The organism is Marinobacter suaedae (genome assembly GCF_030519635.1).
Classification (GTDB): domain Bacteria; phylum Pseudomonadota; class Gammaproteobacteria; order Pseudomonadales; family Oleiphilaceae; genus Marinobacter; species Marinobacter suaedae.
In genome coordinates, this window is sequence record NZ_JAUMIS010000001.1 from 1262053 (window position 1) to 1284448 (window position 22396).

Annotated in this window: 23 protein-coding genes; 12 read left to right on the plus strand and 11 right to left on the minus strand. The window is 58.7% G+C overall.

Annotated elements, in window-relative coordinates; genetic code table 11:
- Positions 1-149: 149 nt before the first annotated feature.
- The 6 genes from QVZ43_RS05850 to QVZ43_RS05875 all read left to right on the plus strand — a co-directional run bounded on the left by QVZ43_RS05850 (position 150) and on the right by QVZ43_RS05875 (position 4786).
- Positions 150-482 carry a hypothetical protein gene (locus QVZ43_RS05850; protein WP_223794885.1) on the plus strand — a complete coding sequence of 111 codons (333 nt, stop codon included), beginning with the start codon at positions 150-152 and terminating at the stop codon, positions 480-482.
- Between the two features lie 89 nt (positions 483-571).
- Complete coding sequence (gene yrfG / locus QVZ43_RS05855) at positions 572-1261, plus strand: GMP/IMP nucleotidase (RefSeq protein WP_223794886.1); 690 nt, start codon at positions 572-574, stop codon at positions 1259-1261.
- Between the two features lie 41 nt (positions 1262-1302).
- On the plus strand, positions 1303-1707 hold the full coding sequence (gene hslR, locus QVZ43_RS05860) for a ribosome-associated heat shock protein Hsp15 (protein WP_302909216.1): 405 nt from the start codon (positions 1303-1305) through the stop codon (positions 1705-1707).
- Positions 1708-1779: 72 nt separating this feature from the next.
- On the plus strand, positions 1780-2634 hold the full coding sequence (gene hslO / locus QVZ43_RS05865) for an Hsp33 family molecular chaperone HslO (RefSeq protein WP_223794888.1): 855 nt from the start codon (positions 1780-1782) through the stop codon (positions 2632-2634).
- A 174-nt stretch (positions 2635-2808) separates the two neighbouring features.
- A complete protein-coding gene (locus QVZ43_RS05870) occupies positions 2809-4347 on the plus strand; it encodes a phosphoenolpyruvate carboxykinase (protein WP_223794889.1) in 1539 nt (512 codons plus the stop codon).
- Between the two features lie 160 nt (positions 4348-4507).
- Positions 4508-4786, plus strand: a complete 279-nt coding sequence (locus QVZ43_RS05875) for a hypothetical protein (protein WP_223794890.1) — start codon at positions 4508-4510, stop codon at positions 4784-4786.
- 100 nt (positions 4787-4886) lie between these two features.
- On the opposite strand, the gene QVZ43_RS05880 is transcribed toward QVZ43_RS05875, so the two are convergent.
- The 3 genes from QVZ43_RS05880 to QVZ43_RS05890 all read right to left on the minus strand — a co-directional run bounded on the left by QVZ43_RS05880 (position 4887) and on the right by QVZ43_RS05890 (position 10034).
- A complete protein-coding gene (locus QVZ43_RS05880) occupies positions 4887-6692 on the minus strand; it encodes an amidohydrolase (RefSeq protein ID WP_302909217.1) in 1806 nt (601 codons plus the stop codon).
- Positions 6693-6848: 156 nt separating this feature from the next.
- Positions 6849-8915, minus strand: coding sequence for a TRAP transporter large permease subunit (locus QVZ43_RS05885; RefSeq protein ID WP_338140890.1), 2067 nt, complete (start codon positions 8913-8915; stop codon positions 6849-6851).
- 54 nt (positions 8916-8969) lie between these two features.
- On the minus strand, positions 8970-10034 hold the full coding sequence (locus QVZ43_RS05890; protein WP_302909219.1) for a hypothetical protein: 1065 nt from the start codon (positions 10032-10034) through the stop codon (positions 8970-8972).
- Positions 10035-10270: 236 nt separating this feature from the next.
- On the opposite strand from QVZ43_RS05890, the gene QVZ43_RS05895 reads away from it, so the two are divergent.
- Positions 10271-10579: an HU family DNA-binding protein gene (locus tag QVZ43_RS05895; protein WP_223794894.1), complete on the plus strand. Its 309-nt coding sequence runs from the start codon at positions 10271-10273 to the stop codon at positions 10577-10579.
- A gap of 46 nt (positions 10580-10625) precedes the next feature.
- Here the strand turns inward: QVZ43_RS05895 and QVZ43_RS05900 are convergent, their stop codons facing one another.
- The 8 genes from QVZ43_RS05900 to gshB all read right to left on the minus strand — a co-directional run bounded on the left by QVZ43_RS05900 (position 10626) and on the right by gshB (position 17632).
- Positions 10626-11645 carry a putative solute-binding protein gene (locus tag QVZ43_RS05900; RefSeq protein WP_302909220.1) on the minus strand — a complete coding sequence of 340 codons (1020 nt, stop codon included), beginning with the start codon at positions 11643-11645 and terminating at the stop codon, positions 10626-10628.
- Positions 11646-11849: 204 nt separating this feature from the next.
- Entirely contained in the window at positions 11850-13157 is a 1308-nt protein-coding gene (locus QVZ43_RS05905; RefSeq protein WP_223794896.1) for a dihydroorotase, read from the minus strand.
- Positions 13154-14167, minus strand: a complete 1014-nt coding sequence (locus QVZ43_RS05910) for an aspartate carbamoyltransferase catalytic subunit (protein WP_223794897.1) — start codon at positions 14165-14167, stop codon at positions 13154-13156. Before QVZ43_RS05910 ends, QVZ43_RS05905 begins: the two co-directional genes overlap by 4 nt.
- Positions 14168-14222: 55 nt before the next feature.
- Positions 14223-14732 carry a bifunctional pyr operon transcriptional regulator/uracil phosphoribosyltransferase PyrR gene (pyrR, locus tag QVZ43_RS05915; protein WP_223794898.1) on the minus strand — a complete coding sequence of 170 codons (510 nt, stop codon included), beginning with the start codon at positions 14730-14732 and terminating at the stop codon, positions 14223-14225.
- 34 nt (positions 14733-14766) lie between these two features.
- On the minus strand, positions 14767-15207 hold the full coding sequence (ruvX, locus tag QVZ43_RS05920; protein WP_223794899.1) for a Holliday junction resolvase RuvX: 441 nt from the start codon (positions 15205-15207) through the stop codon (positions 14767-14769).
- Entirely contained in the window at positions 15200-15766 is a 567-nt protein-coding gene (locus QVZ43_RS05925) for a YqgE/AlgH family protein (RefSeq protein ID WP_302909221.1), read from the minus strand. Before QVZ43_RS05925 ends, ruvX begins: the two co-directional genes overlap by 8 nt.
- Positions 15763-16629, minus strand: a complete 867-nt coding sequence (locus QVZ43_RS05930) for an energy transducer TonB (protein ID WP_302909222.1) — start codon at positions 16627-16629, stop codon at positions 15763-15765. The genes QVZ43_RS05925 and QVZ43_RS05930 overlap by 4 nt, the downstream gene beginning before the upstream one ends.
- Positions 16630-16669: 40 nt before the next feature.
- The gene (gshB, locus tag QVZ43_RS05935) at positions 16670-17632 is read right to left on the minus strand and encodes a glutathione synthase (RefSeq protein WP_223794902.1); all 963 of its coding nucleotides are present in this window, start codon (positions 17630-17632) and stop codon (positions 16670-16672) included.
- 306 nt (positions 17633-17938) lie between these two features.
- Here gshB and pilG point away from each other — a divergent pair, with 306 nt between their 5' ends.
- From pilG to QVZ43_RS05960, 5 genes are all read left to right on the plus strand, one after another.
- Positions 17939-18331 (plus strand): twitching motility response regulator PilG, encoded by a 393-nt coding sequence (gene pilG / locus QVZ43_RS05940; RefSeq protein WP_008175635.1) that lies wholly within the window; start codon positions 17939-17941, stop codon positions 18329-18331.
- A gap of 33 nt (positions 18332-18364) precedes the next feature.
- Positions 18365-18727 carry a twitching motility response regulator PilH gene (gene pilH, locus QVZ43_RS05945; protein ID WP_213476920.1) on the plus strand — a complete coding sequence of 121 codons (363 nt, stop codon included), beginning with the start codon at positions 18365-18367 and terminating at the stop codon, positions 18725-18727.
- A gap of 21 nt (positions 18728-18748) precedes the next feature.
- Positions 18749-19294 (plus strand): chemotaxis protein CheW, encoded by a 546-nt coding sequence (locus QVZ43_RS05950; RefSeq protein ID WP_223794903.1) that lies wholly within the window; start codon positions 18749-18751, stop codon positions 19292-19294.
- A 98-nt stretch (positions 19295-19392) separates the two neighbouring features.
- Complete coding sequence (locus QVZ43_RS05955; RefSeq protein ID WP_223794904.1) at positions 19393-21468, plus strand: methyl-accepting chemotaxis protein; 2076 nt, start codon at positions 19393-19395, stop codon at positions 21466-21468.
- Positions 21469-21495: 27 nt separating this feature from the next.
- Positions 21496-22395, plus strand: coding sequence for a CheR family methyltransferase (locus tag QVZ43_RS05960; protein WP_223794905.1), 900 nt, complete (start codon positions 21496-21498; stop codon positions 22393-22395).
- Position 22396 lies beyond the last annotated feature (1 nt).

The following is a 22396-nucleotide window of genomic DNA, read 5'->3' on the forward strand; positions in this document are numbered from 1 at the left end:
CAGTTTGCAACGTAAAAGTCGTTGAAAATACTGAAACATGCTTCATAGTTAACGAAGAATCTGACGCCAATCTCTACCATACCAAGGCACACAGAACGCTCGGCCCGGCACCCTCAGGGGCTTGAGCCAAAACGTTGAGGAGACCAACAATGACACAAAAACTATCTCGCACGCTCATCGCCGCTGTGGCTGCCTGCCTGCTGGCTTTCTCATCCATCGGTCACGCCCGGGCCATCGATGAATCTCCTTCCGCCCTGGCCATGACCGGCGATGCCCTGTTTGCCCGCCCGGTACTATTCGCCACGACACTTGTGGGCGGGGCGGTGTACCTGGTCTCCCTGCCGTTCTCCCTGCTCGGTGGCAACGCCGATGAAGCCGGCGAAACCCTGTTCCTCGGCCCCGCCCGCGCGACCTTCGTTCGCTGCCTTGGTTGCGCGCGTTCTGGCCGCAAAGACGAGCAGGCAAGCTACGCGTCCAACTGATATCCCCGGACAGACGTCCGTAATATCCCAACTTGTCAGAAGGCGGGATCTCCGGCAGCCTGAAGAAAATTCTTCAGGCTGTTTTTTTTATGGTGAACTGGTCCTCTCTGAACACAGTGTTTCTCGACATGGATGGAACGCTGCTGGATCTGCATTTCGACAATCACTTCTGGCTTGAGCACCTGCCTCTGCGCTATGCGGAGCAGCACAACCTTGCTCCCCAGGAAGCGAAAGACCGGCTGATCCCCATGATCATGGCGGAACGCGGTTCGCTGAACTGGTACTGCACCGATTACTGGAGTGAACGGCTCAACCTGGACATCACCGCCCTGAAGGCAGAAGTAGGCGAACGGATCGGTTATCGCCCGCACGTGGTTGAGTTCCTGCAAACGTTGAAGGCAGGCAGGCTCCACTCGGTGATTGTCACCAACTGCCACCCGGATCCGCTGGCGCTCAAGCTCGAGCGCACAGGGCTGGCCGACCATGTGGAGGGGATCGTCTCCAGCCATCAGTTCGGTAAAGCCAAGGAAGATCCCGAGTTCTGGCAGGATCTGCAGAATGCCGTTCCCTACAATCCCGCCTCAACACTCATGGTGGATGACAGCCTGCCGGTGCTGGAAAGCGCCCGCCGGGCCGGCATTGGCCAGTGCCTGGCGATCCTCGCCCCGGACAGTCAACAGGCACCGCGGCCAGCACATAGCGAGATCCCCGGCATTCGCCATTTCGATGAGATTCTGCCGGGACTTCGCCGGCAACAGTCTCTGCAATCGGCCCGTTGAGCAGGTTATAATCCGGGCATAACCCCATCAGGTGAGGAGACATGGCGGCAACGGCTAACGACCCGCGGGTCCGACTCGACAAATGGCTCTGGGCAGCGCGCTTTTACAAGACCCGCACGCTGGCCAAGGAAGCCATTGAGGGCGGCAAGGTGCACTACAATCATCAACGCAGCAAACCCGGCAAACTGGTCGAAACCGGAGCGACCGTCACCCTTCGCCTGGGCTGGATGGAAAAGGTGATTGTGATCGACGCTATCAGCGACCGTCGCCGGGGCGCACCGGAAGCCCAGAAGCTCTACCACGAAACCGAAGAAAGTGTGAAAAAACGCGAAGAACTGGCGTGGCAACGCAAAACCATGCAGGCCGCCCAGCTTCCACCGGCCCGTCGGCCGTCCAAAAAGGACCGGCGCGATATCCAGCGGTTCCGCGAACAGAACAACCTTTGAATTCCGATAAGCGCCAGAACCTACCAGCTGGCGCCAGACCAACGTCTACCAGCATCTCCAGGAGAAAAAACCATGGCATCCCGCGACCAGTTCCAGCGCTTTATTTTTGAGGACAGTCATGTCCGAGGCGCCTGGGTTCAACTCGGCGCCAGCTACCGCGAAATCGGCAGCCAGGCCCCCTACCCCGATTCCGTGCGGGGCCTGTTGGGCGAGGCACTGGTGGCCAGCGTACTGATGAGCAGCACCCTGAAATTCGAGGGCACACTGTCGCTGCAAGCCCAGGGCCAGGGCCCACTGAGCACACTGATGGCGGAGTGCTCCCACGACCGCTTTATCCGCGGCCTGGCCCGATTCGATGAACAGGCTGTCGGTGAAGAAGCGTTCCATGATCTTCTGGGCGAGGGACGCATGGCCATCACCATCACACCGGAAAAGGGCAACCGTTACCAGGGCGTGGTACCCCGGGAGTCGGATTCCCTGGCCGGCTGCCTGGAAGAATATTTCGAGCGCTCCGAACAGCTGGCCACCAGCCTGATTCTTTTTGCCTCAGAAGAAGGCGCTGCCGGGCTTCTGCTGCAGCGGCTGCCGGGCGCGACCGAGGAAGACGATGATCTGTGGGAACGCGTTAACCACCTCGCCCGCACCGTCAGCGAGGCGGAACTGCTGGAACTCGACAGTGAAACCGTACTGCATCGGCTGTTCCACGAGGAAACGGTTCGCCTGTTCGATGCAGAACCCGTGGCCTTCCGCTGCAGCTGCTCCCAGGAGCGCACACTGGGCGCACTGGAGGCCATCGGCAAGGAGGAGTGCTACAGCATCCTTGATGAGCAAGGCTCGATCGAAATGGATTGTCAGTTCTGTCACGCACACTATCGATTCGATAGAAACGACATTGATCATCTTTTCACCGGTCATACGTTACACTGAAACCCATGTAGAACCGGCGTTAGGCCAGACGTGGCGCGGATTTTCGGCCAGTCGTTTTTTACGATCTTCTCTGGCATAATAGCGCGCCTGAATTGACCCGATTGCTCAGTTTTCCATCAATCATGGGGGCGTGGGCCTGAGCAATCACGAAGACACCCCGAGGGCGAGGTCGAAGTGAGCAACACTTATACTGATCTGAGTTCAGCACGACTGGTCGAGCTGGCACTGGAACGCAACGAAGGCCAGCTGGCAGCGAACGGATCGCTGGTCGTCAAAACCGGTGAACGTACGGGCCGGTCACCAAAGGATCGTTTTATCGTCGAGGAGCCGAGCACCGCTGACGATATCCATTGGGGCCCGATCAACCGCCCCTTTGATGCGGACAAATTCGATGCCCTGTGGGATCGTGTTGAGGCCTACATCGCTGAGAAAGATCAGTTCGTCTCCCACGTTCACGTTGGCTCCGATCCCGAGCACTACCTGCCGGTCAAGATGACCACTGAGACCGCGTGGCAGAACCTGTTCGGTCGCAACCTGTTCATTCGTCCGGAGAGCTACAACCCGGCCGACAAACAGGAATGGCAGATCCTCAACGCCGCCAATTTCGAGTGCGATCCCGAGCGCGATGGCACCAACAGCAACGGCTGCGTGATGATCAATTTCGCCAAGCGCAAGGTGCTGCTGGCCGGCATGCACTACGCCGGCGAAATGAAAAAGGCCATGTTCTCCGTGCAGAACTTCCTGCTTCCGGAAAAAGACGTGCTGCCGATGCATTGCTCGGCGAACGTGGGCGAGGACGGTCAGACCTGCCTGTTCTTCGGCCTGTCCGGCACCGGCAAGACCACCCTCTCCGCCGACCCGCACCGTTTCCTGATCGGTGACGACGAGCACGGCTGGGGCCCGGGTACGGTGTTCAACCTGGAAGGTGGCTGCTACGCCAAGTGCATCGACCTGTCCAAAAAGAACGAGCCGATCATCTGGGACGCAATCCGCTTTGGTGCGATTGTCGAAAACGTGATGATCGATCCGGACACCCGTGAGCCGGACTACAACGATGTGTCCCTGACCGAAAACTCTCGCTGTGCCTACCCGCTTGAGCACGTGGAAAAGCGCGTGGAAGAGAACCGCGCTGGCGAGCCGTCACACATTGTGTTCCTGACCTGTGACATGACTGGCGTACTGCCGCCTGTATCCATCCTGTCCAAGGAATCCGCGGCGTACCACTTCCTGAGTGGCTACACCGCCCTGGTAGGCTCCACCGAGATGGGCTCTTCCTCCAAGCTGAAGTCCACCTTCTCTACGTGCTTCGGCGCGCCATTCTTCCCGCGTCGCGCCGGCGTCTACGCCGAGCTGCTGATGAAGCGGATGGAAGAGTTTGGCAGCAAGGTGTTCCTGGTGAATACCGGCTGGACCGGCGGTCCCTACGGTGAAGGTCAGCGGTTCAGCATCCCGACCACCCGTGCCATCATTGCCGGCATCCAGAACGGCGATCTGGACGATGTGGAAACCGAGCACCTGCCGGCCCTGAACCTGGACGTGCCCAAGCACGTCCCGGGCGTCGACTCCAACCTGCTCAACCCGCGCAACACCTGGGTCAGCCCGGACTACTACGACGGCAAGGCAGCCGAGCTGATTGCTCAGTTCGTCGAGAACTTCAAGAAGTTCGACGTTTCCGAGTCCATCGTTGACGCCGGACCGAAGCTGGCCAGCTGATTCGGCTTCGGCCAAAAAAGCGCCCTGCAACCGCACGGCGCTTTTTTTGTGCCTGCTGACTCATGCCTGCACAAGGACCTCCAGCTCCCTTCTTCCTCAGGTTTGTGGCACAGTTAACCGGTACCTCTCAGTCACCCTTTCGACCAGGCACGATCACGGCATGAAACAAGCTATTCGAAAACTCTTCTCCCCACTGCTCAAGCGCTTGGAATCCGGGGAAGTTGGCCCCAACTACAAAGCCTCACACCGAACCATTCTGATCGCTGTCGGCACGCTGTTTATGATTCTGGGCACCATTTCCCTGGTGGCCATGGTTTACACGGGACAGCTGGGTGCCTTTGTTCCGGTAGTGGCTTTCCTGGGCCTGGGAGGGGTTTGCCTGATTGTTGGCAGTGTAGGAACCGATGCCGCAGTCTCCAAGTTGTGGGGGCATCGATAAATCCGGTGTGAATTTACCGGACGGCTGACAGTACCCTGCAAATCGCGAGGCACTGCCAACCTCACTGAAATGGCACTAGACGACACCATTTTCTGGGCGTTTACTCTTCACTCCCGGCATCCTCCAGCGCTTCCAGGAACTCCCGGCCCATCGCCATGCTGGTTCCCGCGGGAAATGCCCCCTGGTAACCGGTTCCATCGGCTCGGTAAACCACCTGCCCTTCCTTGATGGTCTCCATTACCTTGAGCTGGTCCAGATTCTCCGGATCCACCGCCAGCGGGTTTTCAGACAGGATCACAAAGTCAGCCAGCTTGCCCACCTCGATAGAGCCCTTCTCATCCTCTTCGAAATGCTGCCAGGCAGGCCAGATGGTCATGGCCTTCAACGCCGTCAGCACATCCACCCGCTGACTCGGTCCCAGAATATCGCCGGATCGGGTACGCCGGGTTACCGTTGCATCCAGCACCCGCATGCTGTCGGGGAAGGCCACCGGGGCATCGTGGTGGGTGCCGAACTTCATGCCCCGGCTCCGGATCCAGCCCGTGGGCGAGATGTTTTCAGCGTTTACCGGTCCAACGGTATGGTCTCGATGCCAATCGCCCCAGTAAAACGTGTGCATGGGGAAAACCGACGGAAAGACATCGAGAGCCTGCAGACTGTCGACCTGATCCTCCCGGAGGAACTGACCGTGAATCAGCACCGGCCTGCGGTCTTCGCCTTCGCTCTCCTTGCTGGCCGCCTTGATTGCGGCCAGTAGCATGTCGGATGCACCCTCACCGTTGGCATGAGTGATTAACTGGATATCATTGTCAAAAGCCCAGTTAACCGCACTGATCACTTGCTCCATGGTAGCGGCTGCGTAGCCGGCATATCCGGGCGGGTAATCCCCCACCGGGTCGTAATAAGGGCGATCCCGCAACGCGGTAAATCCCTGAGGCGAACCATCGATGGTCAGTTTTGCCCCCCCGACCCTGACCCGGTTGTCGTAGGCAAGAGACACGCTCTCGGCAATATAGTCCCTGTCCACCAGAACATCGGGGTAGATCACGATGTCGACCGGCAGTGCCCCCTCCGCGCCAAAGGCCTTAACAATCTCCGTGGTCTGCGGAGTGGCTCGCCCTTCCTGCGCCGTGGTGTAGCCGTAGCTTGCCCAAAGGCCTGCCCCCGCCTTCACAAACGCCTGGAAGCCCTCGGGGCCGATGCCTCCGAACAGTTTCCCCAACGCCATGAAAAAGGCATTCTCCTCCAGGACGCCGTTGGGCCCGCCATCCTCGCCGCGGCGTATCAAACCGCCATCGGGATCGTCGGTGCTGGCATCAATGCCTGCTGCCTCCAGCCCCGGGCTGTTCAGCACACCGAAGTGCCCGGACTGGTGGATGATCACCACAGGGATCTCCGCCGATACCGCATCGAGGTCCTTCCGGATTGGGTGTCGTTGTTCAGCCAGCTGCGACTGGTCGTAACCAAAGCCCGCAATGAGATTCACCCGCTGAGCGATCTCCGCGTTTTCCTCAACCCAGCCATTGAGGGTTTCAATCAAACCGGCTATATCCCGCACCTCGCCGTCGGGAGGGGCCAACAGGTTGGCGGAAAGGGCTTGCAAACCACCAACAACCACATGGCCATGACTGTCGACAAAGCCCGGCAGCAGCGCCCTCCCCTTGAGGTCATGGATCTCGGTGTTGGCGCCCTTGCGGTCCATCACTTCCTCTTCGGTCCCAACCGACAGGATACGACCGCCTTTAACAGCCACCCCCTCAACCTGAGGCTTTCGGTCTTCCATGGTTAACACCGGGCCGCCGATAAAAATACTGTCTGCGAACTCGACTGCGGATACAGGGCTGATGAGTAATGTCCCGAGAAGGAGCACGGAGAGCGCTCCCCGTGACGTGCGCTTTTCGGCCATGGTGCAATTCCTTCTGATGAAATGACGTCAATGACAACAAGATTAGAACCAGACCGGTCATCCTGCCCACCGTGGCTGAAGCGGGCCGGGCAGGAGACTTATTCGGGAGAAAGGAATCGCGACCTCCGATCAACGGGGATCTGTGACGGAATGCGATCAGGCGTAGAACATAAGCGGAACAAAGGCCACGATCAGCAGGGAAATGCCCATGGCGATCAGCGGCATAATGATCCGTTCATGACGCTGGTAGAAGGTGCCTTCTTCCTGCAAGGCCAGAGTCACCTCCGCCTCACCGACCACCTGACGGGTGAGCAGATGATTAAGTGCGACCGGCGGACTGAGATACCCCAGCTCGAACGCCACCAGGGTCACCATCCAGAAGTGGATCGGGTGAATCCCACTGCTGTAGGCAATGGTCGCTACGGTAGCCGTCACCAGGATGACGGCACCAAAAGCGTCCATGATCATACCCAGAACGACCAGGATCATTACCATCAACAGCATGGCAGACCAGGCGCTATCGAATGACTGCGGGAAGGTTTCCATCAGGTGAGAGCGCTCGATCACACCGCCGATACTGACCGACAGGCCCAACAGGAGCAAAAGCGCACCGATTTCCGCCGTGGTATCGTTGGTGGCCCCTCGCAGGCTCTTCTCAAGACCTTTGACATCTTCTACCTTTGCAGAGGCATGGCCAGGATCCTTCTTGAACCGGAAATGCTCGTATACAAGGATGCCGAGCATGATGACCGGCAACAGCCTGGGCGCGGAGAACTCATCCATCTGCACATTAAGGGCGAAGCGGTAGAACAGCACCACCGCTGCAATCACCACAACGTATGGAACCAGCGGCTTGAGCGCCTCAAGCATGGCGGGCAGGGCCTGATTCGCAGGCGCCAGATCAATCTTGTTCTCGCGGTTCACCGTCAGCGCCACCAGCATGAACATGGTTGCAGTGAGCACAAATACCCACAGGCCCCAGCCAAACAACTCATCGGTGGTCACTTCACGGTTCAGATAGGCGATCACGACCACCAACAGGCAGGGGCGAAGGACCACACCCAGGGAACCGGACATCGCCGTGGCCGCCAGGGCCAGCTGCCGGCGGGCACCGGCAGCCCGCAGTTCGCTGTAGATAACGGCACCGGCCGCGATGACAAAAATGCCCGAGGCACCGGTATAGGCCGTTGGCACTGCCGCCACCAGCACAGCCACCACAGCCAGCATTTCCGGCGGCATCCGCCAGGGCCGGAACACGTTGAAAACCAGCGTGGCCAATTGCGTCTGCTTTAGCATCATGCCGACCCAGACGTACAGGCCCACATTCAGGAACATATCCGCCAGTTCCATCATCTTGCCAAGATAGATACCGATGCCAGAGGAATGCCCGATCAGCGAGAAGTAGGTGCCGGAAATCAGACACATGACTGTATACAGGGGGACAGACAGGAAGGCCTTGTTGAGGGTACCGCCAAGCTGGAGATCATTGGGCACCCGCAACAGCCGGTAAACGCTTGCCAGGGTCAGACAGGCAAAGCCGATAATCCAGAAATTGTGCAAGAGCATTTCTTCCTGGGTTACCCGGGTTTCCGCCGCCAGGGTTGACTGGCGAAAGATAAAACTGGAGCCAAACAACATCAGGTTGGCGACGGTCTGCAGACCATGGGAGACCATGTAATCAAGACGGGTTTCCATGGCCCGCATCGCAATATGGTGGCGGGTAAGCGTGGCGGTTACCGCACACAGCATCACCAGAATAACCAGAATGTAGCGTTGGGAAGTCAGGCCAAAAGCGATCAAATCCGCCACGAAGAGTTCGACCGCGCGGTAGGCTTGGACTCCGACCGTAAGCTTGCCCTTCAGGCTGTCGTAATTGAGGTGCGCCTCGCGGCAATCCTTGACGGCCCGCTCAATGGCAGTCCGAACGTCCGCCGGATTTTTCTCTTCCACACCCAACAGGGCCGCCATCGGATCATCGGCCGCGGGAGCCTCTGCCATTTCTGCAGCGACGGCAGCGTCGATATTCCGATCAGGATTACACGTGGGCTCCACCGGATCCATTCGCAGCTGATAATAGCCGCTCCAGAAATACTCACCGGCGCGCAGCATCTGGTTGTGAATATCACTGCTGGTGGAAAATATGACCACGGCCAGCAGTAGCAAACAGGCTGGCAGTGACGAAAACCACTCCAACCCGCTACGACGAAAACCGGCCTTGGACATCACTGCATACTCTGAGGTACCCGACATAACAACACACTCTGAGCTATCCGGTTATTACAAAAGATCATCCAGATCCATGGTTTCAACTTCTTCCTGCTGGTCGTCCCAGAAACTGCCAAGCTGACCGAGCGGGGTACGATGTCCGGTGTTCTCTACCCACATGCGGTCGGAAATCGCAACGATCATGTCGGTGGCCATGGCATCGACGAACCGCCAGTCCCAGTCGGCCGGGCGATCGTTGATCGCCTCAGCATGGTCCCGGATGACGGCCTTCACTTTCTCAGAATCGCCCTGGTTCAGGGCAGCAATGGCGTGGAACACATGGGGCAGTCGGACGCCAGCCGCTTCGCCCTGTTTATCAGCACGCTCCAGTCGCTCGAAGGCATTTTCACCTTGTGGAAGGGCTCCCGGGATCATGGCCCAGACCGTGGCTCTGAGCGCCATCGGAGCCCCCCACCATTTCTCGTTGTCCAGGCAACTGGTAGCGCGCGCAACGATGGAGCCGATGTTGGCCGGAACCCCCAGAGAGGCGGTTGACTGTACCTGGGCGTTCAGTGCCTGCAGTCCTGACATCAGGCCAGCCATGTAGATAAACTCGTCCATGTCGTCATCAAAACCCGGACACTCCCCATCATCAGGCTTGCCGTAGAAGGTGTTATGGTGCTGCCAGGCCTTGTGATACCGTTTGGCCGCCAGCACGTAAGCACGCTTCTGACGAATCATGGCGTCTTCCGCTTCCACCGCTTTCAGGCTGTGCATGGCTGCAAGCCCTGCCAGCTCGTGTTCGCGCGCTTTTTCCTCAGCGCAACCACCGGCAGACAGGTAGAGCATTACTGCCAGCTGATCAGGTTCTGAGGTTACCCGGCCAAAGGACATCAGAAGCGGGGCGGTGGCCTCGCTCATGGCACAGCCCATGGCCAGATCATCACTTTCCAGCAGATACGGCACGGTATGGTCGCGGGAAAACCCCTGCATCACATCTCCGGTGGTCTTGTAGATCATGTTGTTGACCACCCCACAGCCACTCAGAGCCGCACTTGCTATCAAAGCCGCAACAACGGTCTTGAAGCGTTTGAGGACCTGGAAACTGTCCAGTGTCAGGTTTGGAGAGACTGTCATCGCTGCTTCACCTTCGGATGTTTTCTTGGTTTTCACTTGCTAACTGTCTGGCCAAGCAAAGGAAAACTGATGTTACAAACCGTAACCAGAATCAAATTATGTCTGATAACCCGCTGTTTTTATGCGACCAAAGCCGCAAATGCCGCTGTTGGCTCCAGATCCAGCTGCAGCGTCTGTTTGCACAATGGCAGCGGACCCTCTATAGATGGTCCGAGTCGCCGCCCGCCGGGCGTCGCATGCACGTCAAAAAACACAACAAGAAGGAGTTCCAAATGCGCAAACCCGAACTAGCCGCTGCGGTTGCTGATCAGACCGGCCTCAGCCGGGATAAGGCCAGTGAAGTGATTACGGCTTTCACCGACCAGATTTCGGCTGCAGCTGCCCGGGGTGAGGATGTCTCCCTGATTGGCTTCGGAACCTTTAATATCCGTGCCCGTGAAGCACGCAATGGCAGGAATCCGCAGACTGGCGCATCCATCCAGATTCCCGCCAGCAAAACTGTAGGTTTCAAAGCTGGCAAGGCCTTCAAAGAACAGATCGGCTGACCGAAATCAGGGGCCGCCTTCGCCGGCCCCAATCACTGCTACCGGATCAGGAAGCGCACTCGGAACGGGTGGCATCAACCCGGCAACGAATCGCCTTCATCAACTTGATGGCGCGCTCGTCAAACACCCCATCTTCCAGCAACGACAGCCGCACTTTCTGCAGCATTTTGTCGTACTTGGCGGTGTCTGCAGTTGGCAGACTCATCCAGACATTTGACGGAATCTCGGCTTCCGCCTTGGCGATGATGTCGTAGGCTTCGTCAATACGCTTGATGGCTTCGGCTCGAACCATCTGAGCCGCGTCGTCGGGAAAACGGTCACGGTGAATAATGACCTGGAAGTTCATGTAACCAAGTGCGTATTTCACGACCGCGCCATTCGGCTCCACGCCCTTGTACAGTTCCAGCGGTGTGTAGGCCACGGCCGGGGCGTAGGCAAGGTCCACGCTGCCGTTGTTGAATTTGCCGGCAAAGTTGGCGGAGTTCGAACCAACTACCGATGCCCCCACGTGACGCACCATGCGTACAGAGGCTTCATCGTAATCGAGGGTCGCAATGCGCTTGCCCTGCAGCTTCTCGACCGAATCGATGCTGCGATCACGGGTATGAAGATAGATGGCACCACCCGGGAACACGCCAGCCACTTCATACGGACCGTCGACCAGGAAGGGTCGCGCTTTCTCCTGACTCAGGGTGTTGTAGAGCAGACGCATCTCCTCCTCACCCGGTACCGCACCCATAGCCTCCAGACTGCCAGTAAACTTGTTGAACTCACGGGCCCGGGTGCCGGTCAACAGAACCGCATCACACTGCCCTGCCTTGAAATCCTCGGCAGCGACTTTTTCATCGGTGTAAGCACGCAGATTCAGCTTGATGCCCTTCTTCAGGGCAACCGGCTTGAAACTCTTGGTGATGGCGAACAGCGGGCCATTAGCACCCACAGGATCGAATACACAGAAACTACGTTCGAGGGGCTCATTCTGCGCAGATGCCAGGGATGAGAACAACAGGCTGGCACACAGGGCAGCAGCCACAACGACCCGTTGCGGGAAGGTTGTTGGTTTCACGGGATAACTCCTGAATTATTGTCGTCGAGAACCGGCACGTCCAGATGTACCGGTTGCGCTCTTCCTTGGTCGACAGTAGACCGACGATCACTAGGATACGTTGGCACAGATGCCGCTCTTCAAGCGCTTTTGAGGGAAAAAAGGGAATCTGTGATGAAGTCGACAGGGGCCCTATTACCCCTGCCGCATTTTAAGGAAGGCGCCCTATTGAGGCTCGCTGCCCCAGGCAATGGACCCGCCAACGAGGGTCATGCGAACCACACCGGGCAAGGGTCGGTCGGAAACCGGGGTATGCCGTCCGGTAGAGACGATGCTGTCATGTGCGGGGATCCATTGGTCGGCGGGATCGAACATGCACAGGTCTGCCAGCTCCCCCTCGCCCAGACTCGCACTCCGACCAATGACAGAAGCCGGGCCGCCGGTCAGCCCACGGATCAACTCGGCCAGTGACAGCTCCTTGCGGTTGACCAGTTCCAGACCCAGAGACAGGACGCTCTCGACAGTGGACAAACCCGGTTCGGTGGCTGCCAGCGGCGCCTGCTTGGCTGCCGTGTCATGGGGTTGGTGCTGACTGACGATGGCATCAATCACTCCCTCGCGAACACCGGCAATCAGAGCCAGCCGGTCCTGCTCACTGCGTAGTGGCGGACGCACGTGGAACCGGCTGTCGAACCCCGCGAGGGCATCTTCGGTGAATGCCAGCTGGTGCATGGCAACGTCCGCGCTGACGGCTATTCCCCGCCGGCGTGCATCCGCAAGCATTTCCACACTGCGAGCACTGGAAATCTGCCCCAGATGCAGGCGGACGCCAGTCTCTTCGGCCAGCAGGATCATTTCCATTACGGCCGTGGTTTCAGCGACTTCCGGAATACCCAGCAGACCGAGACGGGATGCCACCAGGCCATCGTGGGCATAGCCATCCGCCGCCAGGGCAGCGTTTTCCGGGTTCAGAATCACCGTCAGACCAAAGGTCTTTGCATAAGCCATGCAGCGGCGGAGGGTGCGCGCGTTGCGCACACCACGGGAGCCATTACCCACGGCGACACAGCCGGCAGAGGCAAGACCCGCCATGTCACTGAGCAGATCCCCTTCCAGACCCCGAGTCAAAGCTCCTACAGGCAGTACGCGGATGGGAGACCGACACGCAGCCACATCCCGGATCAGGTGGGTCACCGCCCCCGAATCGTTCACAGGTGAGGTTTCCGGCGAGGTGCATACCGAGGTAAACCCGCCGTGGGCGGCAGCCCGGGTCTCTGAGGCGATGCTGCCTTTCTGCCCGTTGCCGGGTTCCCGCAGGTTACAATGCAGGTCCACGAAACCCGGTGAAATGACGCAGCCCTCGGCGTTGATTGTGCCATCGGCCTTGGCCTGCCGGGCGGCCTCGCCAACTGCCGCAATGCGGCCATCACGAATCAACAGCGCGGCGTTTTCCGCGTCTACGCCCTGCCCATCCAGCAGTCGTCCACCAACAATCTTGAGGGTAGCCACATTGGGTGATGCACTCAGGTTCATGGCTGGACTACCTCACTTTGCTTCCGGTTGCGATCCGCCAGCTGGCCACCCATGGCCATGGACATCACGGCCATACGAATGGCAATGCCGTTGGTCACCTGGTTGAGAATCACCGACTGGGGACCATCGGCCACAGCAGACTCGATTTCCACACCTCGATTGATGGGGCCCGGATGCATAACAATGCAATCCGGTTTGGCCAGGGCGAGCTTTTCCTGACTGAGACCATACAACCGGTAAAATTCACGCTCACTGGGTAGCAGGGCCCCCTCCATCCGTTCTTTCTGAAGACGGAGCATGATCACCACATCCAGATCCCGCATGCCACGGTTCATATCGAACTCCACAGTGCAGCCCAGGCTTTCCACATCCCTCGGCAACAAGGTGCCCGGAGCAATCACCCGGACTTCTTCCGCACCGAGTTCGTTCAGGGCGCGGATCTGCGAACGGGCGACCCGTGAATGCAGAACATCCCCCACGATAGCCACCTTCAAGCCCTCGAAGGTGCCCTTGTGCTGTCGAATGGTCAGCATGTCGAGCATGGCCTGGGTGGGATGGGCGTGGCGGCCATCGCCGGCGTTAATGATGGCAACGCCCGGCGTCACATGCTCAGCGATAAAATGGGGGGCGCCACTCTGGGAATGCCGAACCACGAACATGTCGCTGGCCATGGCCTCCAGGTTCAGCAGGGTATCGGACAGGGACTCACCTTTGGAGGTGGCCGAGGTACTGATATCCAGGTTCAGCACATCCGCGGACAGGCGCTTGGCAGCCAGCTCGAAGGTACTGCGGGTGCGGGTGCTGGACTCAAAGAACAGGTTGACCACGGTTCGCCCCCGAAGCAGAGGAACCTTTTTGATGGTTCGCTCGCCCACTTCAATGAACGAATCGGCGGTATCCAGAATGTCGGTCAGCAATTGCCTGTCGAGGCCGTCCAGAGTGAGAAAATGCCGCAACTGACCGTCGTCGGTCAGCTGCAGGTTGTGGAAGGATTGACCTTGGTCAGTCATGAGTAGCCTGCTTGAAGTTCATCGGTATGGTGTCGCCAGCAACTGAGCGCAGGGGTTATGCGCCGCCCTCCTGCACCTCGATACGCAGCGGGTCGGGCCCCCTGAGTTTCACCCGCTGGCTTGATGCCAGGGTCATACTCCGGCCGACCACATCGGGTTGAATGGGCAGCTCGCGGGCGCCGAGGTCAACCAGGGTGGCGAGTATGATACTGTCGGGACGCCCGTAATCGAAAATTTCATTCATCGCCGCCCGAATCGTCCGGCCGCTCATGATCACATCGTCCACAAGGATAATATCGCGCCCTTCGGTATCGAACGGGAGGCTGGACGGCCGGACCCGCGGGTTCAGGCCAATGCGGCTGAAGTCGTCGCGATAAAAAGAGATATCCAGTTCGCCGGGAGCCGTCTCGAGCTGTAGCCGCTTGCTGAGCAAATCTGCCAGCCAGACACCGCCCGTGCGAATGCCCACCATCAGGGGGGCATCAATGTCGCGCTCATTGAGCACCTGACGCAATCCCGTTTCCAGCTTATCCAGCAGTTGATCGATATCTAGCTGTGCAGTCATTACATCCTCGCTGTAGAAGAAAGCATTCCCGAACTCAGTCGGGCCGGGTTTCCTGAAGCCCGAACCAGGTTTCCAGAATCAGAACCGCAGCGCGGTCATCCACACCATGCCGGCCAAAATCCCGGCTACCACCACCGGCCATCACATCACCCTTGGCTTCGAAGCTGGTCAGCCGCTCGTCCACCATCTCCACGGGCAGGTGATACCGCCCGTGCAGGCGCTTGCCAAACTTCCGGGCCCGGGCACACATCTCGTTCTCGGAATCATCCATATTGAGGGGTAACCCCACGACCACCACATCCGGGCGCCACTCCTCCAGCAAACGGCCTATGGCCTGCCAGTCGGGAATGCCATCCCGGGCCGGCAGCATGGTCACGGGTTGGCCGGTGCCGAGCATTTCCTGGCCGGCGGCCACACCAATCCGGCGTGTACCGAAATCAAATGCCAGGACCCGGCGTTGCCCTACTTCAGGCATGGCCAATGGAATCACTGAGCTGGTTAAGGTCGATACCAATCAACTCGAGGACGGCCCGGTAACGGTCACCCCAGGGCGTTCGGAACAACAGATCGGTGGTGGCCGGGCAGGTGAGCCAGGCATTGCTGCCCAGTTCTTCCTCCAGCTGGCCCTCACTCCAGCCGGAATAGCCCAGGGCCACCAGAAACTCGTCCGGCCCGTTATTCTTGCCAATCGCTGACAACACGTCCCGGGATGTGGTTAACAGGACCTCATCGGTCACCTTGGCGGTGTTCTGCCAGTTGGTGCCCGGCGGGTGAAGCACAAAGCCACGTTCGGGCTCCACCGGTCCGCCACTGTATACGGGCAGATCAAGTTCGCCTCCCGACATGTCGAGTTGCTCAAGAATCTCCCCCAGATGAATCTGCAGGGGCTGGTTGATCATGAGGCCGAAGGCCCCTTCATCCGAATGTTCGCACAGATAGATCACCCCACCGTGAAAACGGGGATCAGCCAGATAGGGCGATGCCACCAGGAAGTGGTGGCGCAGGCTGTTGGGTGAATGCTTGGATGCGGTCATCCCGATGTGAGCCCCCGTCGCTGGAAAGACCAGGTTCGTATAATTTCCAGTTCATCGACCTCTTCCCGCATTTGTGGCGGGAAGGGCGCAAATGGCGAAGCCATCCGGACTATCCGGATGGCCGCGTCGTCCAGAACGGTGCTACCGGACGATTCAAGCACGGCCACTTTCTTGATCGAGCCATCCTTCTTGAGTGAGACCAACACACGAACCGTGCCGTGAATACCGGCCCGCCGCGCCTCTGTAGGGTAGTTGATGTTGCCTACACGGGTCACTTTATCGACCCAGCTTTTTACATAATAGGCGTTCGAAGATCGGAGCGTGGAAGCCGAGGTCACCCTCATCACCCGGGGCTTGCGGGCGTAAGCCTGTTGTTGGGCCGCAAAGCGGGCTTCCAGGCTGGCAATTTCGAGGCTGCGCTCCATCAGGCTCTTTTTACGGTTCTCCGGCAGGGGCTCTTCCATGGGGTCGGTACGGGTTTCAGGCCGGCGGGCACTCCGACTGGAAACGCCTTCCGTCTGAATCACCCGCTGTTCACGGTCAGGCTGGGGCCGTGCCTGTGACGGTGGCTCGGGCTGGACCTGTGCCACCTCCGGTTGACTGATCTCGGCCGGATTCGGCGTTGTCAGCTCTTTCACTTCGTCTTCGGTACCACTGCCCTTTTGACTGGTCTGCGCCAGGAAATCCGCATCGTCCGGTGCCTCTTCATCGTCGAACTGCGACAGGGTAATTTCCATGGTTTGTGCGGAGGCCTGAGGGTCCTCCGGCGCAAAGCTGATGCCCAGGACGATCATCGCATGGACCGCCAACGCCACGAAAAGGGTGAAAGAAAACCGGTCGAAGTCGCTTACCTGTACTGCCATTACTGATCCTGGTTACCTTACTTGCTCTGCTTGCCGGCAATTACGCCCGCTTTTCGTTGCCCAGACGCCTGGCAATGGCTTCCATCAACATACCGGCAATATCGATACCGAACGCGGCATCCAGTTCCCGGATGCAGGTGGGACTGGTGACATTGATTTCGGTCAGGTAATCGCCGATCACGTCCAGACCGACAAATATCAACCCTTTTTCCTTGATGACTGGCGCCACACGGGCACAGATTTCCCGGTCCCGGTCGGTCAGCTCACGTCCTTCCCCGCGACCACCGGCCGCCAGGTTGCCGCGATTTTCACCGTGCGAGGGGATTCGCGCAAGCGCGTAGGGCACCGGCTCGCCTTCGATCAGCAGGATGCGTTTGTCGCCATCCCGAATTTCCGGGATGAACTTCTGCGCCATGGCCTGATGCTCACCGTAGTTGGTGAGGGTTTCGATAATGACGCCCAGATTGGCGTCGTTTTCCTTGATCCGGAAAATGGAATGGCCGCCCATGCCATCCACCGGTTTCATGATGACATCGCCGTGCTCGGCATAGAACTCGCGGAAACGGGACGCAGAGCGACTCACCAGCAAGGGCGGCGTGAGGTCTTCGAACTGGGTGGCGAACAGCTTCTCGTTGCAGTCCCGCAGGGTCGCCGGAGGGTTCACCACCAGGGCACCCTGCTGCTCGGCCGCATCAAGAATGTACGTGGCCATGATGAATTCGCGGTCCACGGGCGGGTCCTTGCGCATCAGGATGACATCCAGATCCCCCAGCGCCCGGTCCTGGGTCGATCCGAAGCTGTACCAGTTCTCCGGATCGGCGTGGACGGTCAGTTCGCGGGTACGGGCCATGGCCTTCCCGCCGTCCAGGTACATATCAGGCAGCTCCATGTACTCCAGCTCCCAGCCCCGCTGCTGCGCTGCCAGCAACATGGCCAGTGAACTGTCTTTCTTGAAGTGGATATCCTCAATCGGATCCATCACGATGCCAAGTCGGACTGTCATGAGTCTCCCGAGCTCCCGAGGTTGGATGTACCAAATTGAGTGTGCCAACTCGCTCGCACACCCGATGATTGACTGCGTTGAAACGCAATCCCGAATGGTATTGTAACCGGACAGCAAATGCACCCGTAGCCGCGTTCTGGGAATTACGTGAGGGCTCATGCAGGGGTACATTTGGTCACAAAGAAGTGCTTTTTATAGCCCCCTTTATCCTCTATAAATGGGGAGGTTAATAGAACATCCTGTACAAGTGTGTTAAAAACCCCATCGAAAAATAATGACAGTAGCTGAGCGCAAGGCAGTTGGATAATGGATGACAACTTCGAGAATCTGAAGATCATGGTGATCGACGACAGTAAAACCATTCGTCGCACCGCAGAAACCCTCCTGAAAAAGGTTGGCTGTGAGGTCATCACCGCAACTGACGGCTTTGACGCTCTGGCCAAAATCGCCGATTCCCAGCCGGACATCATTTTTGTGGACATCATGATGCCGCGACTGGATGGCTACCAGACCTGCGCACTGATCAAGAACAATTCCTCTTTCAAAAAGACGCCGGTTATCATGCTCTCCAGTAAGGACGGTCTGTTCGACAAGGCCAAGGGTCGCATTGTGGGCTCTGACCAGTACCTGACCAAGCCGTTCAGCAAGGATGAGCTGTTGAACACGATCCGCCAATACGTCCCCCAGGCGGAACAGTAAACCTGCTGAAACCCAGAATTTTTCGAGGAAACCATGGCTCGCATTCTCATTGTTGACGATTCCCCTACCGAGGTTAAGAAGATCTCCACCATCCTGGAGAAGCACCAGCACGAAATCCTGACGGCTGATAACGGCGCAGACGGCGTTGCCAAGGCCCGCGCCGAAACTCCGGATCTGGTCCTGATGGACGTGGTCATGCCTGGCCTGAACGGCTTCCAGGCCACCCGTCAGCTGACACGCGCGCCTGAAACTGCCTCCATCCCGGTGGTCATTGTCACCACCAAGGATCAGGAAACAGACCGTGTCTGGGGTACCCGTCAGGGCGCCAAGGGTTACCTGGTAAAGCCGGTTAACGAAGACGATCTGATCAAAACAATCAATAGCCTGATTGCCTGATCCCAACATCATGGAGTAAGCATGTCCGCCCAGACCGCCCCCTTTGCTGTTCTGACGGATATCGCCCGACGCAGCCGGTCCCTTTCGGCCGGCTTGCCAGAGCAACAAGAAGCCGTAGAACTCTGGAATGGTATCGGATTCATCCTTGCTGGGGAGCGCTATGTAGCACCCATGGGTGAAGTGACCGAAATCCTCCATGTCCCCCGATTCACCCGCATTCCCGGGGTTCGTCCCTTTCTCCTGGGTGCGGCCAATGTCCGCGGTCGTCTCCTTCCCCTGCTGGATCTGCCCCTGTTCTTTGATATTCCCCGTTCCTCGCGCAGTCCGCGTGACCGGCGGGTTCTGGTTGTTGAAGAAGGGGATGTTTTCAGTGGTCTGGTGGTAGACAGCGTACTGGGCATGCAGTACTTCGCAGCCGACAGTTTCAAGGACACGCCGGACGGTGTGCCTGAAAGCGTTCGCCCGTTCGTCACCGGCGGATTCGAGCGCAACGACGAAGTCTGGAAAGTGTTTTCCGCCGTCGACCTGATCGACGACGAACGCTTCCTGGACGTCGCACAATGGTAAAGGGTGTTGAAACTGGCAGGAACTTCACCCTGACCGCCTGATACCCGTACGAAAAACAAACTTGCCAAACCTATGTTGAAGAGGCCGGGAGCCAGAAAATGAAAAACAGAGCCGGAAGTTTCAGTCTGGACCAGGGGGGCAACAAGCTTGTTGCCGGCCTGATCGCTGCACTGATCGCACTTACCATCCTGCTCGTTGTAGTCCTGTTCATGATTAACAGGAGCAGCCAGCACGACCAGGAATACATCGCCCACACCGCTGAATTGCGGGTTCTCTCGCAGGCCATCGCGAAGAACGCCACCGAGGCCGCTGGCGGTACCGCCGAGGCGTTCAACCAGCTTCGCCGGTCACGGGATGAGTTCCAGCAGCTCTGGACCAACATCACCAAGGGCAACCCGGAAACCGGCCTCCCGGCCAGTGAACTCGCTCAGGAAAGCGGCGTTCAGGACAACTGGAACACGGTTCGGGAAAACGCCGACAAGATTCTGTCCACTCAGGACGCAGTACTGGGCCTTCACGAAGTAGCCCAGACCCTGAACGAGACCATTCCCAGCCTCCAGGTAGAATACGACGACATCGTTCGCATCCTGCTGGATAACGGCGCTCCGGCCGAACAGATTTCCCTGGCACAGCGCCAGTCACTGCTGGCCGAGCGGATCGTGCGCTCGGTTAACAACGTACTGTCCGGTGACGAAGAAGCCGTTATTGCCGCCGACCGCTTTGGCCGCGATGCCAGCCTGTTCGGTCGCGTTCTGGAAGGCCAGCTCAACGGCAACCAGGGCATGGGCATTTCCAAGGTAAACGACGAAGATGCCATCTACGGTCTTGAGGCCGTCGACGAGCTGTTCGAATTCGTTAACCAGAACGTTGACGCAATCCTTGAAGCCTCTCCCGACCTCTTCAAGGTTCGTACTGCTGCCAGCGACATCTTCCAGAATTCCGAGCTCCTGCTGACCGAACTGTCCACCCTGGCCGGCAGCTTCCGTGCCAACTCCAGCGCCCGCTTCATCGGACCGACCCTGGCCTTCATCATCCTGGCCGCCATGATCGGTATCGTTATCTTCATCGGTCTGGCCCTGTACCGCGACGCCCGCGATCGCCTGGCCACCACGGAAGAGCAGAACGAGCAGAACCAGAACGCGATCCTGCGACTGCTGGACGAACTGGCTGACCTCGCAGACGGTGACCTGACCACCGAGGCCACGGTAACCGAGGATTTCACCGGTGCCATCGCGGACTCTATCAACTACGCGATCGACCAGATGCGCGGACTGGTAACCGCCATCCGTGGAACGGCGGTAGGCGTTGCCTCTGCGGCCCAGGAAACCCAGGCCACAGCGATGCACCTGGCGGACGCTTCCGAGCACCAGGCGCAAGAGATTGCCGGAGCTTCTGCGGCGGTTAACGAGATGGCGGTGTCCATCGACCAGGTATCCTCGAACGCTGCGGAATCCTCCGCGGTTGCGGAGCGGTCGGTTGCGATCGCGAAGAAAGGCGCGGAAGTGGTACAGAACACCATCCGCGGCATGGACAACATCCGTGAGCAGATCCAGGAAACCTCCAAGCGGATCAAGCGACTGGGTGAATCTTCCCAGGAAATCGGTGACATCGTATCCCTGATCAACGACATTGCCGACCAGACCAACATCCTGTCTCTGAACGCTGCGATCCAGGCCTCTATGGCCGGTGACGCGGGTCGAGGCTTCGCGGTGGTTGCGGATGAAGTTCAGCGACTGGCGGAACGTTCTTCTGCAGCAACCAAGCAGATTGAAGCCCTGGTTAAGACGATCCAGTCGGATACCAACGAAGCGGTAATCTCCATGGAACACACCACCGCCGAGGTGGTCCGTGGTGCACGCCTGGCCCAGGACGCGGGTATCGCGCTCGAGGAAATCGAGAACGTATCCATGAGTCTGGCGGAATTGATCCAGAACATCTCCAACGCGGCGCGTCAGCAGTCGTCCTCTGCGGCACACATTTCCAACACGATGAACGTCATCCAGGAAATCACCTCGCAGACCTCGTCTGGTACCAACGCGACCGCCAAGTCTATCGGTCACCTGGCCGAGATGGCGTCCGAACTGCGGTCTTCCGTTGCCGGCTTTACCCTGCCGGACGAAGAGGCCGTCGAGCAGGAAGAACAGGAAGACGCCGACGTTCCGGTGGTGGGCTGATTTTCGGTCTCGGGCTGTTGACGGTTTATGGCGCACATGCATAACAACCTGTCTGCTGACGAGGGCATCTGGTCCCTGCGCCGACTCCCGGATATGGATGAGGCGCAGTTCAGTCAGTGGCAGACCTTGCTGGAGCACCGAACCGGCATGACCCTGTCGGCCGACCGCCGCTCATTCCTGGAAACCAACCTCGGGATCCGGATGAGGGAAATCGGCTGCAGCAGCTACCAGGCCTATTACGAACAAATCGTCTCAGGCCCGGATGCCATTCGTGAATGGTCGACCCTGGTGGATCGGCTGACGGTGCAGGAAACCCGGTTTTTCCGCGACACTGATGCTTTTCGCCTGGTGTCAGACTATGTGCTGACCCGCCCCCGGGAGGCGCTTAAAAAGCGCCCCCCGGAAGTGTGGAGCGTCGGGTGCTCAACCGGTGAAGAACCGTACACCCTGGCCATGGTACTGAACGAATGCATGACCCAGCTTGAGTTGCCGCCACTGTTTGGCGTCACCGGCTCGGACATCAGCAAGCCCGCTATCGAAAAGGCCCGTCGAGGCCAGTTCAATCCCCGCAAGTTGATGGGAATGGACGAGACACTGAAAGCCCGGTATTTCCGCCCCGCCGAGCGGAACACCGTTGAAATCGTCGACAGTATCCGGGATCGGGTCTGCTTCGCCGGGCTGAACGTGCTCAACCTCGCCAAGGCACCGATGCACGGCATGAACATTATCTTCTGTCAGAATCTGCTGATTTACTTCCGTCGCTGGCGCCGGCGGGAAATAGTCAGACGACTAGCAGAGCGACTGGCGCCCGGGGGGCTGCTGGTACTGGGCCAGGGCGAGCTGACGGATTATCAGCCGCCGGGCCTGCAGAGGGTACCCTCGGAACATGTACTGGCGTGGATCAAGCGCCAGACTGACGAAGAATAAC